The organism is Neobacillus sp. DHD-1R (assembly GCF_057747995.1).
The window spans coordinates 809,550-822,633 of sequence record NZ_CM173232.1 but is presented as its reverse complement, the minus strand read 5'-3'; the positions used below and the strand labels follow the sequence as shown (position 1 = coordinate 822,633).

Here is a 13,084-nt window from a genome sequence, read left to right as displayed (position 1 = left end):
TAATATAATTAAGTCACAAAAAAATGTTCGTGTTTTGGAGGAACTAGTATGTTTAAACTCAAAGAAAATCAGACAAATACAAAAACGGAACTAATGGCGGGAATCACGACCTTCTTTACAATGGTTTATATCGTCGTCGTTAACCCCGTTATTCTCGCCGATGCCGGCGTACCCTTTGAACAAGTGTTTTCCGCAACCATCATTGCCGCTTTGGTTGGTACACTTTGGATGGCACTGTTCGCCAATTATCCAATCGCCATTGCACCAGGAATGGGATTAAATGCCTACTTTGCTTACTCTGTTGTCGGCGGTCACGGGATTAATTACCAAACAGCCTTTGCTGCTGTCTTTATCGCCGGTATTATTTTTGTCATCTTATCGTTAACCCCGTTCAGGGAAAAATTAATTGAAGCTATTCCAGATAACCTAAAGCATGGAATCACCGCTGGGATCGGTCTATTTATTGCTTTTATTGGCCTTCGTCAAACCAAAATTATTACCGCACATCCAACCAATCTGGTCGGTTTGGGCGATCTTCATTCCCCGGAAGCCATTTTAGCGATCGTAGGTTTAGCCGTTACACTGATTTTAATGGTACTTAGAGTAAATAGCGCGTTATTTTTCGGGATGATTATCACCGCACTCATTGCCTTTTTTACAGGCCAGCTTTCATTTGACAAGGGATTCATGGCGTTTCCTTCACTTCCAGAGGGACTAATGATTGCAAACCCGATCACAGCCCTGACCGATGTGATACATCACAGTCTTTATGCGGTTGTGTTTTCCTTTATCCTTGTCACCATTTTTGACACCACGGGGACTATGATTGGCGTTGCCAACCAAGCAGGATTAATGAAGGGAGACAAATTGCCGCGGGCCCGCCAGGCACTTTTATCAGATTCCCTAGCGACCGTTGTCGGTTCCATATTTGGGACAAGCCCAACCACCGCCTTTATTGAATCGACTTCTGGGGTTGCTGCGGGCGGACGAACAGGTTTAACCTCGCTAACAGTTGCCGGATTATTTGTTGTCTCGGCTTTCTTTGGACCGCTGGTGAGCGCCGTGTCTGGGATTGCAGCGATTACGGCACCTGCCTTGATTATTGTCGGCAGTCTGATGATGGGCAGTATTGCCAAAATCCAATGGAACGAACTCGATGAAGCCTTCCCAGCCTTCATCACCGTTTTAAGTATGCCATTGTCATCAAGTATTTCGACAGGAATTGCCCTCGGCTTCATCAGTTTTCCACTGTTAAAATTAGCCAAAGGGAAATGGCGCGAGGTTCATCCACTGCTTTATGTATTCGCCGTACTATTCTTTATTCAATTAGCATTTTTGCAAAAGTAATGTAAAAAATCTTAAAAGACCATTTCATTGTAATGAGATGGTCTTTTTTTCTTTCAGTCCAATAAATCCAGCAAAAGATTTCAATTCGGAACCTATGTATGGATAGGAGTAGCAAATTTTCTACTTACTGAGGCTAAAAGCTTTTGCAGCACTACGCCCCTTGTCCTTAAACTATCAAGTCACTCTGCTGCTTTTCTCCCTGTCGTTGTTCCTTAATCAAAAGTCCGCCAAATAAACCCAACAACGAGAAGAGAACGGGAATAATGAAGCCATAATGATATCCAACACTAGCAGAAGAAGCTTGAAAATGGTCTAATACCTTCCCAAACATGCTTGGCAGGAGGACGGCACTTATAAAGCCCCCTGTATTGGCAAAACCAGAAACAACACCGACTTCCTTGATATCAAATGATTTTCGAACCACCACAAATGTAAGCGAAGCAGCGCCATTCCCCAATCCAATAATGAAAAAGATGATCTCTAGCATAAAGTAGGGCGGCTTGCCATTAAAGAAAACAAACGCTGACCAGCTAAAAAATACAACCAAATGCACAATGATATAAAACCGTTTAATAGATTCCAGCCGGCTTGTAATCCAACTGATCAACGGTGCACCAATAATGGCCCCAAATAGACCGATCATAATAAGCTGACTCGCATTGGACCGCGTCATTCCATACACATGCATTCCATAGGGCACAGCCCATGAACCGATAAAGCCTACGTATGTGCCAACAATGCCGAAATGACACAAAAATGTCGCCCATGCCTGGCGGCTTGAAAAAATCCGGCGTAAGCTGTCTAGTGTTCTTTCTTGCTGTTTCTTTTGTTTAACAGGAACAGCCAAATCGTTTTTGAATAGCTGTTTTGGCTTCCACTCAAGCACATAATATAAAAGTATTCCAAATAGAACCAACACAATGCCTGTTATCAAAAATGGCGTCCGCCATCCTGACAGTGTAATCCAGGCAGAAAACGGAACCGTCGCCAGCAGAAAGCCGAGACTTCCGGCCATGCCTGCAAAGCCAAGCAGTCCCACAAATTCTCTTACTTTAAACCACTGACTAAAAATGATAACCAAATTGATATAGATGGCGGCATCGCCTATCCCTACCAATAACCTGGCAATTAGTAGGACAAACTCATTTGGGGCTAGACTATACATGAGTGTGCCTAACCCATTAATCACCGTCCCGCCAATCAAGAAGAAATTGGGGCCAACGCGATCAGACAATATTCCAATTGGAACTTGCAAACCAGCGTATGCCAAGAATTGAATACTTGTCAGTAAACCAATCGCAGCTGCTGTTAGGCCGAATTCCTTCATCAATTGGTCCGTGATTAACCCGGGTGCAGTTCTTTGACTTACGATTAAAAAATACGCTAACAAAATTGTCGTAAAAACGACCCATCTATACCTGCTATTTTGTTTTTCCAATTGAGCTCGACTCCTGTTAACTTTTATCCATTTTCCTATTATACTCTAAATTTCATTGATGAAATGATCAAATTAAACTGATTACGTTTCCATTCAGGAAATTTTTAGAAGGGACAACAGACATCAATAATACCAAACATGTAAAATCAATCATAAAAAAACGATAAGACCAATTGATCTTATCGTTTTTTAAATTTGTTACGGTATTCGTGTCACCCTTATAAAAACGCTCCATAATGAATCCAAACCTATACTTGGTTAGCCTCTTAACATGAATTTTTTATTAACTTGCAGGCCAAATTGAGTCTGCCCATTCTGGATGATCAATAAAAGGATTGCGGTTGCCTTGAATGGATTGAATCACATCATTTCTATGCTTTTCAAAAGCATCTGGCGGATCCATTTTACTCCATTGCAGTAGGACAGATTTCTTGCCATGGAATGGTGTTGGATACGTGTTGACCTTGTCCGCTAACTCAAGGTTGAGCTCTCCGCCGTCCCCTTCATAACGAACATCCATATACATGAGCATTCTGGCAACATCACCTTTTACCCGATTAGGCGGCTCAAAAGAATCACCATCGTAATAACAATCTGCACACTCCCCTTGAGACTTGCCACCGTTATCAAAATCCAAATGTCCGCGTGTACTATTTACGGAGGCATCCGTTGGTCGTAAATGGTGAATGTCTGTTCCTGGTCCTACACTTGTTCCAAAATCACCGTGTGATTTTGCCCAAACATGCTCTCGATTCCAGTCATTTACACCAGAACCGAAGGTCGTTTTTGCTTGTGAACGCCCTGTGTAAAGCAGTATCACATTATTTGGATTGTTTGGATCTTCATCCGTTTTCTTTAGCGCTTCCGTCACTTGGGCATACGTTAATTTTGTTTGTGATTTAATGATATTGTGTAAGGCTAGCTTTAGATCAGTACCTGTTTTTCCAGCAGCTGCTTGGTAATAGGCTTCAACATTGTTGGCCGGTGCAGCTGTTACAGTAATAATAAAGGAAGAACTAGCATATTTCTCACCGTCACTCGCCGTTACGGTTACCATAAAAGTTCCTTCTAGTGGAGTTGGAATCGTAAGAGTTGTTCCCTGAATCGTTCCAACCGTCGATGTATACGTTAAGGCATCACCATCTGGGTCCACAAAGAGACCCGTTAAATTAATGGAGACTGGTGTACCCACTTGAGTTGAAACATTTTGTTGCGGTACGGCTGCCACTGGCGCTTGATTAACCTTTGGTGCAGATACAGGAGACGGAAGAACCAATCCATCCACATTTGTAAATTTGATGCCAGATGGGTCAACACCGTCTTTCACTGTCCACTTTTGAACCTTTTCAACGCCTCTGATTTGGCCGATATTGGCATTGTCGATAATGACCTCTTTAACCGTCACACCGCCAAAGTCAATAACAGCACCTGGTGAGGTTGGGCTAAGCGTAATAACCGTGTTCTTTAAGCCTTCACCATTTAGCTTGGCGTAGGAACTTTTTAAAACAATTCCTTCTGTGATGACAGAAGCTGCATCTATAGTAATATTAGCAGCCGCATTGTTTACGGTTAATTTCTTCGTTTTGAAGCCATTTAAGTTGTAAACTTTTGTATCTGCTGGTGCTGTAACTGGTGGTAAAACCTCTCCACCCGCAGCTTTTAATTGGGTTTGAATAATCACTGGATCATGGTCACTTGCACGTCCGTGCTCTTCCATGAATCCAGAGTTAATGTGTAAGATATCGACAGTTGTATTAGCTAGCATATTGTTCGTAACTAAAACATGATCTAATTCTTGGGCGTTACCTTGATAAGAGTAATTATAGCGTTCATCTGCAGGAACGCGGTCAACCATGTTAGTTAATTCATTGCCTTTTACGATTTCTAACGTTTTCGTGAATTCAAAATCATTAAAATCTCCTAGTAAGACAACGTTTGCGTTGGCATCTTTTGCTTTCACATCTTTAACGAAGTTATTAACAATCGTTGCAATCTTATGACGTTGAATTTCACTGCTTAAGACTGGTGGTTGATTTTTTCCAAATAACGGTTGGTCTCCGCCTTTAGAGTTAAAGTGGTTAGCCACCACGATGATGCTTTGGCCTTGGAAATCAAATTGAGCCGCTAGTGGCTTACGGCTTGAACTAAACGCAGCGTTAGTTGGATCAATCCGTCCAGGGTTTAGGGTAAGCTTTCCATTATCAAAGCCAACTGCTTGTGTTGATGTACCTTTTGGTGCACCTGTTGTTAAAGAAACACGATCTTTATTATAAAGGAACGCAACACGAATGTTTCCGCCCGGTGCCCCGCCATCTTGATTGTTGACTGGAGCTATTTCAGTATAAAGATAGGTTGGTCCGCCAAGTGCTTTAACTTTATCAATAATTTTTTGTGCACTTTGTGTTCCATCCACTACACCTGTATCGGTTTCACCGTTATTATCTTGGATTTCGTTTAAGCCGATAATGTCAGGACTTTTCATTTTTGCTACAATAGCATCAGCAATTTTGGCCACTTTTGCATCAGGTGTCGCGGTTGAGAAGTTCTCAACGTTATACGTTCCAACCGTTAACTTGTCAGCTGCTGGTGTTATTTTAGTTGCGGCGCGGACGATTGGTGTTTCTGTTAATGTTGGAAGACTTGATTCTTGGGTCATCACTTTAAAATTGCTGTAACCGTAGTTCACAACACCTTTAATTGCTCCCGTAAAATAGTCACCCATTTTTGCTCTGTAAGATTTATTGGCTGTCGAGCCATTTCTTACATCGACCCCAATCCGATCTGGGTTCGTGTCAGTAGCCGTAATGCGTAAACCGCCAGGATTTACATTGGTTGGATACGTTCCAGGAACCACCCAAACCAATCCATCTTTTTGAAGCGCAATGACTTTTCCATCATCTACTTGTACATACATACCTTCAAGGCTTTCCCAGAAGTCAATCGCATCTTCTTGAGGATCGAAGGCAGCAAATTGATCATTATCAATGATTTCTGTTGGAGCAATTCGGTCAACACCAAGTTTGATTGGCGCTGGAAGGGAAGCTGTTCCATTTTTCGTAATGGTCGTTGCTTCAATTTCTGTAATCGTTAAGTCGGTAGTAGCTTTTTCAGCGTAACCTTCACCATAGTATTCTGATACCTTACCTGTTACTTTCACCCGGTCGCCAATGGCTACACCGTGAGCAGATTTAAATACTAGAATCCCATCAGATGTGTTAGGATCTCCATCGCCTTGCAGGTCTTGAATGAAAAAGCGACTTGTTCCATCAATATACGTAACAACACCCTCTACATCTGTTACAGTTTTACCGTTAAGGATAGATGTATGAGATTTACCTTGGATATCATAAACGTGGATCGCACCATCTTGGATTACATAGTCAAATGTGGCAACAGGACTATTGGTCATGCCAGATTTCACGGCAACGGCTTTAATCGTTGTTGCTTTAGTAATCACGATTGGTTGAGTGAAAGCTGGACTTGCTGCAGTCGGTACACTTCCATCCACTGTGTAATGAATGGTTGCACCAGCTGTACCCGTTTCTAAAGTGACTTCAGTCCCTGATTTCACCATTCCAGCTCCTGGAGTAGCGATAACAGATTGGACAATACTTGAATCTTGAATGATGTCGCCTTCATTACGTGGAATTAATTGGTACACCCCATTGAAGGCACTAAGAACGCCAGTAATTTCTTCATAGGTTGTTCCAGTAGTCAGCATAGTAGAGCTTGGCGGGCGAACTTGGAAACTTGTCCCATCAGCATCGGTTGCTGTATAGTTACCGCCAGAGGATGCACCTATTGTCACATTCTTAACTTTTAAAAGTTTCGCTTCTTTACTTTCTTGAAGATCCGCAGCTTTTAATAGTTCAGCGGCTGGGACTGCCTCTTTACCTGTTACAACAATATTTTCGTGGTTTGCTTCAATTTCAAGCAATGTCGAATATTCCGTTAGTTTACCCGATACTGTAATTTTATCACCTGGTTGAATCGTTGTGCTGTCAGTTGGAGTGTAAGCCACTAGTCCGGCTGTAGTATCTTGAAAGTAAATCGCTCTTCCTAAAACAGCCGTAACAACACCACTCGTTTGAACGTTTGATTGTAAAGCCATTGCTCTAACTTCAGCAATAGTGCTTACTTGTAAAATGGTATAAGCAAGTGTTACAATATCGCTGTTTTCTAGGCCCGCTTTTACTGCAATTGCTTTGATGGTCGTATCTGCATTAATGACAATTGGAGCTTTGTACTCTGTGCTTGCTGCAGTTGGCTCAGTGCCATCAATAGTGTAATAAATTTTAGCATCAGCCGTATCAGTTGCTAACGTAACGGGCGTTCCAACTGCCACAGCACCTGCTGCTGGAGAAGCTGTTACATTGGCTGCCTTCGTTTCTCCTGGTGAAGAACCGCCATCCATTGTGTGGGAACCAAGATAGGTAAATACATCTTTACCCATGTTGTCCCATTCGATTGCAGGATCAAATGCGTCTGCTGGGTTACTATCACCAGAGGTAATAGAGCTTTTACGAACGAGGGTTTGATCAATCGTTTTAACTGTTGTTCCCCAATTGAGTCTTTCGCCCACTTTTCCAATTACGTCGATGATGTTTCCATTATGTTTTAAAACAATCGCGTCATCACCATTAAAGTTGATCACCGTTTTTGCTGAATCCAATAGATTTGCCTTTGCCACGATAGCGGCATCTGCATCACTACGTGAAATTACAAAGGTCGATCCATTTGCAAGTTTCGCGTTTGCATCAGTTGACAGAGCTAGTTTGAGGGTAGTTGTTGTTGCACCATTGGCATAAAGCTCTAGTGTGTATTCACTTAATTTCACATCAGCGCCTGTCCCATTATAAACCTCAATTGCTTTGTTAAAGCTGCTGCCTTCGATATATTCAGAAATGAAGAGATCGGCAGCTTTTGTGGCTGCGGTTGCCGAATTGATATAAAAGTTTGGTAATACCATACTGATAAGCATGATTGCTACAAGGATAATATTAAACTTCTTTTTATTTTTCCTAGACAAATACTTGCACCTCCTGATTGGGTAAATATTTGGGGCTTAGATTTAAGTGTACATTCCTCCAGTTAATCAGCTGGAGGAATGTACACTTAAATTAGTCTTCAAAAATTGTATCGCCTTCTACTGTTACGTTTGAAAGCTCAACACCAGTGTCGCCTTTAAGAGTAAGGTTACCTTTTACAGTTGCATACTCAAGTTTTGCTACACCTGTTACATCAACAATCACATTACCGTGGTATACCTTTGGATTTGCTTCTGTCCCGCTGAATGAAGCGGCAGGAATGGTTTGTGGAGCAAGGTTAACGATTCGTCCTTCAACTTGCGCATTAACCGTTTTGTTTGGCTGTGCTGCAATATAGTCATTGAACATTTCCCAATCCACAAACCCTGGTTCACTAACACGGCCTTCTGCGTATGCTTTAGCAAACACTGTGTATCCATCTCCACCTTTAGCCGTAAAGATGTTTGTGGCAACAGAATAGTTTTTAGTAAGATCTAATGCTGTGTAGCTTCCATCTTGACCTTTTACCTCAATCGTTTGTACTTTTGAACCAACTGGGTTAGAGCTGTCATACGTGAATTTCAACCCTGATACTTGTAAGAATCCCCCAAATGCAGTCGGAGCATCTTTGACACTGTATTCTAGGGCAGCTTTAATTTCGTCACCTTTTAAGTCCATGATCCCCAAAGCATTTCCGAATGGTAGGACGGTAAATACATTGGCTAACGTAATGTCACCAGCCTTAAGAGTTGTACGAACTCCACCGCCATTTTGGAAAGCAATGACAGTATCCGGATTGATGGTTTTTGCTTTTGCAAGCATACCGTCGGCAATGAAGTTGCCAAGGTTGGTTTCACCTACACGTGCAGAAGGATTTCCGCCTATTAAATCAACAGCAGCTGTACCAACCACAGTAGCTTTCTTTTCATCAATTGCTGGTTTGTATTTTGTGTTTAAGATTTGAGCTGTAGCTGTATCTTCTGTATATGTGGCAATATCGAGTAATTTACCAGTTGTTTCTGGGATAATTACTTTACCTTCTGCATCAAAGGTTACATCCAAAGTACCCAAGTACTTGTTATATTCATTGGCTTGAACAATAACAGTCGGTTCATCGCCCGTTTGATCAATCTTAGGTGCATCCAGCTTTGTATGAGAGTGGCCGCCGACAATTATGTCAATTCCTTCTACTTGTTTCGCTAATTCTAAGTCATTGTCCCACGCAAGTGAGTCATCATAACCGATATGTGTTAAGGCAACAATTTTGTTAACACCTTGTGCTTTTAGGGCATCAACCGATTTTTGTGCTTCTTGCAGATAATTTTCAAATTTAACTCCTGCTCCAGGACTTGAAATAGTCTCCGTTTCGGCAGTTGTCAAACCAAAAATACCAATTTTTTCACCGTTTACAACCTTAATTATGCCGTTGTAAATTTCACCGGCCACTGGGCTGGCTGTTGTAACGTCATTATGGAAACGGGATTGTAAATTTGCATCATTTGTAAAGTTTACGTTCGCACTTACAAATGGGAAGTTCGCTTCTTTAACAAAGTTTGCTAACGTTCCAGTCCCTAGGTCAAACTCATGGTTACCAAACGTCATAGCATCATAGCCAGCTAAGTTCATAAACTCTAAATCTGCTAATCCTTTATACTCGTTGAAATATAATGTTCCAGAGAATACGTCCCCTGCATCAAGAAGTAAAGCATCAGGTTTTTCTGCACGAACTGATTTTATGGCAGTCATTTTTTTAGCAGCATTATCAATGTTGGCATGCGAGTCATTCGTGTGCATGATGTTCAGTGTATACTTTTCTGCTGGTTGTGGTTCTTGAGCAGAAAGGACTTCACCATTAAACTCGATTTCACCCATGTAGCTTGTTCCGCCGGAAGCAATAGGATTGCCATTTGCTGCTGTGTCTGAGCTCTTTAACCATCTAACATAGACTAAGTCTTGGTCATTTGCCTCTTTAGGCAATGCTGTATTCGATAATACCCCGCTTGTCCAGTTCGCTGCTAAAGTTACGGAAGCACCTTGAACATCCACCCATGTCGTGTCGTCTAAACTATATTGAACCTTAAAATCTCTTGGTCCGGATCCTGAACTCCTTTGTATAGATGATAGAGTAATATTTTGATAGCCTTTTGTGGAAATAGACACTTTCCAAAAGCTAGGATTCGCTGTCCAAGGTTTTGCATTTGGAACTTGGATCCCTTTAGTAGGTCCACCAACATACGCTGCTGAAATTTTCGCCCCTGTTGCAGACAAAGTCTTGTCAGCATTCGCAGGTGTACCCGAAGTTGCAGTTAGGTTTCCCTTGCTGAAATCCCACTTTGCCAAAGATACTGGGGCTGCGTCTGCATTAAGTGGTAATAACATTGCGACCAATATAATCGCTGTCAATGCCATACTAATCCACTTCTTTGATCTGTTTAATACTATATTCACAGAAATTTCCCCTCCCAATCTTTAATCTTTAAATTACCAACCAATTTAAAAACACTAATTTTCCTAAAATCTCCCTCACCTTCCAATTAGGTATATACAACTAATTACAAGTTTATATGGGTTTATGTCAAAATTCTATATATTACAAGAAATTATCTAAATTTTACAATTTCTTCACAAAAATTATTACTTATTAATAATTCAAACCAGTATAGCTTTTTTGTTAGTTAAATTCTGAAAATTCAATCAATTTTTATGCTTTCTATCAGCTAAAAACCAGCCCATCTACTAGATGTGGCAGGTTCTTTTAACTCCTTACCTATCAAACTTTTGACCTTGTTAATATAATTGCAATCTTGGTTATTGTTGTTATTTATTTCTCGACACTTTTCCTATATCATAATAAAAACTGCCCCATCGAAAAGAGGAGGCAGTTCCGTTTTAGACTTGTATTAACTTTATCCTTTGACCTGGTTTGAGCAGGGAAAGAAGAGGTAAATCCTCTTTTACAACCCTCCCCACAATATTGACTCGTTCATCTGCAGGTAAATCACGAATGGCAATTTGTACCTCGCCGCGATAGCGGCCATAGTGGTCGTTATCTGTGGTAATGGTTCCAATTGACCGCGCTGTAGTATTTTCAGGGACTACCCGCTCAGAACTCCTCGTGTCCATAAACCTTAAGACATCTCGGGAAAAATCAGGCCGGAGCCGGAACTCCCCTTCTTGAAATCCTTTAATCCTAATTGAAACACGTTGATGCTGGTCAAAGTCTATTAATCTTTTTAGAAGGTTCTCACTCACTTCTGGATCGCCTATAAAGATACCCTCGACACCTGCCCGGTCCAATTCCAGTGCAGCGAGAAATGGCTCAACCTGACGATGTGCCTCCAAGGTTGGCAGACCCTCAAACAAAGGACCGCGTTTTTCCCCATCACCTGGAATATAAGCACTAACCGGAATTCCATACTGTTTAAAAAGTTCATTTTGCGATTGAAAAAAGGATTCCGCTAATCCCGTTTCACGCCTTGGATAAAAATTATGCCACGCTAGTAATTGACTCGCGTTTAATCCGCCATCTATTAGTGCACGAATATCTTCTTCAAATAAAATACTGGCATTCAGGGCAAGTTTGAATTCCTTCGCCAAATTCAAAATGGTTTCATGTTCAAAAAAATCATCCAGCCTGAGACCGATTACTCCTAAGGATTTTAATTCAACTAAGCTATTCAATCCCAAGTGAGCAGGCGTTCTTGCCGATACGTCTGCATAGACTTCTATCCCAACGTCTTTAGCTGTTTGAAGTAGTTTTTTGGCGCGGTTGGCTAAATCACCTGATTCTTCTGGAATGTGAAGCGAGGTAAATGCCCGCTTCACACCCTGCTTTCCTGCCAAAGCAATCCGCTCCTCAGCTAACGGATCGTTTAAATAGAAGGAAATACCGATCAATCAAATTCACCAGCCATCTCATCTTTGAAACCGAATAGATAAGTAAACAAGAAACCTGCTGCATAAGAAATTAAAACACCTAATAGATAAAGAAGAACCTGACCTGAAACTACAAGGAAAGCAAGTGGTAAACCAGATACACCTACAGCAATTGTTGCTACATGGAACGCAGCTTGGAAGGCACCGCCGACACCTGCCCCTAAACAAGCGGTTAAGAAAGGACGGCCTAATGGTAACGTTACACCAAAGATAAGCGGCTCCCCAATCCCAAGAATTCCTGCAGGAAGACCCCCGCCAATCGCTCTTTTTAAGCCTTTCTTCTTGGTTTTAAAGTAAATCGCAAACGCAGCACCTACTTGTGCAGCGCCACCCATAGCCAAGATTGGAAGAAGCGGGTCAATGCCAGTTGTATTAATTAACTCGAGGTGGATTGGTGTTAAGCCTTGATGTAAGCCCGTAACAACAAGTGGAAGGAACGTTGCCCCAAGGACAAAGCCAGCCACGACACCACCCATATCGAGTAAAGACGTTAATCCTTTTGTGATGACATCTGAAATGAAACCACCAAGCGGCATAAAGACAAGATACGTAACTATACCAGTAACCAATAAAGCAACCGTTGGTGTGATAAATAGATCAAGCGATTGTGGAACATAACGGCGAACTCGTTTTTCGACAAGGGCAATGAAAATAGCGGCAAATAAAACTCCGATTAAGCCCCCGCGTCCTGGAAGTAACGCTGTATCAAACAATTTGATTCCTGCAACTGCTGGGTTAATGATTAAGATACCGGCAATCGCACCAAGTGCTGGTGATCCGCCGAATTCTTTTGCAGCATTGGTACCAACTAAAATACCCAGGTAACCGAATAATCCGCCGCCAATTACGGAAAGAATCGTCGCAAGCTGAGAATCAGCAGCAAGCCAGCCAGCTTGAATAATCGCTTTTGTGATCCCTGTAATTAAACCTGATGCCACAAGGGCCGGGATTAAAGGGATGAAAATACTAGCAATTTTTCGTAAAAACATCTTAAATGGAGTGGCATTCTTTTTATTGATTTCTGCTTTATTACTAGCTGCCGCTTCTTTTAAGTTAAACTCACCTGAGCTTTCTACTAACTTACCAAACTCTTCCGTTACAGTATTTACTTTTCCCGGTCCAATGATAATTTGAAGTGTATCTGCTTCAACAAATCCGAGAACCCCATCTATTTTCTTAATGGCAGCCTTGTTGACAATGGACTCATCCTTCGGTGTGACACGAAGTCTTGTCATACAATGTGTATAATTGCTAACGTTTGCCGAACCGCCCAATTGTTCAAGAATTTCTTTGGCTAATCTTTTATCTTCTCCAGCCATCCTTATTCCCCTTCTCT

At 41.7% G+C, this 13,084-nt stretch carries 6 protein-coding genes; 1 reads left to right on the top strand and 5 read right to left on the bottom strand.

Annotated elements, in window-relative coordinates:
- The first annotated feature begins 48 nt into the window (after nucleotides 1-48).
- On the top strand, nucleotides 49-1,347 hold the full coding sequence (locus AC3ANL_RS03915) for an NCS2 family permease (protein ID WP_488327962.1): 1,299 nt from the start codon (nucleotides 49-51) through the stop codon (nucleotides 1,345-1,347).
- A 166-nt stretch (nucleotides 1,348-1,513) separates the two neighbouring features.
- Here the strand turns inward: AC3ANL_RS03915 and AC3ANL_RS03910 are convergent, their stop codons facing one another.
- The 5 genes from AC3ANL_RS03910 to AC3ANL_RS03890 all read right to left on the bottom strand — a co-directional run bounded on the left by AC3ANL_RS03910 (nucleotide 1,514) and on the right by AC3ANL_RS03890 (nucleotide 13,067).
- Nucleotides 1,514-2,785 (bottom strand): MFS transporter, encoded by a 1,272-nt coding sequence (locus AC3ANL_RS03910; protein WP_488327961.1) that lies wholly within the window; start codon nucleotides 2,783-2,785, stop codon nucleotides 1,514-1,516.
- Nucleotides 2,786-3,068: 283 nt separating this feature from the next.
- Nucleotides 3,069-7,814, bottom strand: a complete 4,746-nt coding sequence (locus AC3ANL_RS03905; protein WP_488327960.1) for an endonuclease — start codon at nucleotides 7,812-7,814, stop codon at nucleotides 3,069-3,071.
- Nucleotides 7,815-7,905: 91 nt separating this feature from the next.
- On the bottom strand, nucleotides 7,906-10,260 hold the full coding sequence (locus AC3ANL_RS03900) for a bifunctional metallophosphatase/5'-nucleotidase (RefSeq protein ID WP_488327959.1): 2,355 nt from the start codon (nucleotides 10,258-10,260) through the stop codon (nucleotides 7,906-7,908).
- Between the two features lie 441 nt (nucleotides 10,261-10,701).
- Nucleotides 10,702-11,709: a MupG family TIM beta-alpha barrel fold protein gene (locus AC3ANL_RS03895; protein ID WP_488327958.1), complete on the bottom strand. Its 1,008-nt coding sequence runs from the start codon at nucleotides 11,707-11,709 to the stop codon at nucleotides 10,702-10,704.
- Nucleotides 11,706-13,067 carry a PTS transporter subunit EIIC gene (locus tag AC3ANL_RS03890; protein ID WP_488327957.1) on the bottom strand — a complete coding sequence of 454 codons (1,362 nt, stop codon included), beginning with the start codon at nucleotides 13,065-13,067 and terminating at the stop codon, nucleotides 11,706-11,708. Before AC3ANL_RS03890 ends, AC3ANL_RS03895 begins: the two co-directional genes overlap by 4 nt.
- Between the last annotated feature and the right edge of the window lie 17 nt (nucleotides 13,068-13,084).

Excerpts from the sequence above, each read along its gene's own strand:
- AC3ANL_RS03915 (WP_488327962.1), top strand. The coding sequence starts at position 49 with ATGTTTAAACTCAAAGAAAATCAGACAAATACAAAAACGGAACTAATG.
- AC3ANL_RS03890 (WP_488327957.1), bottom strand. The coding sequence starts at position 13,067 with ATGGCTGGAGAAGATAAAAGATTAGCCAAAGAAATTCTTGAACAATTG.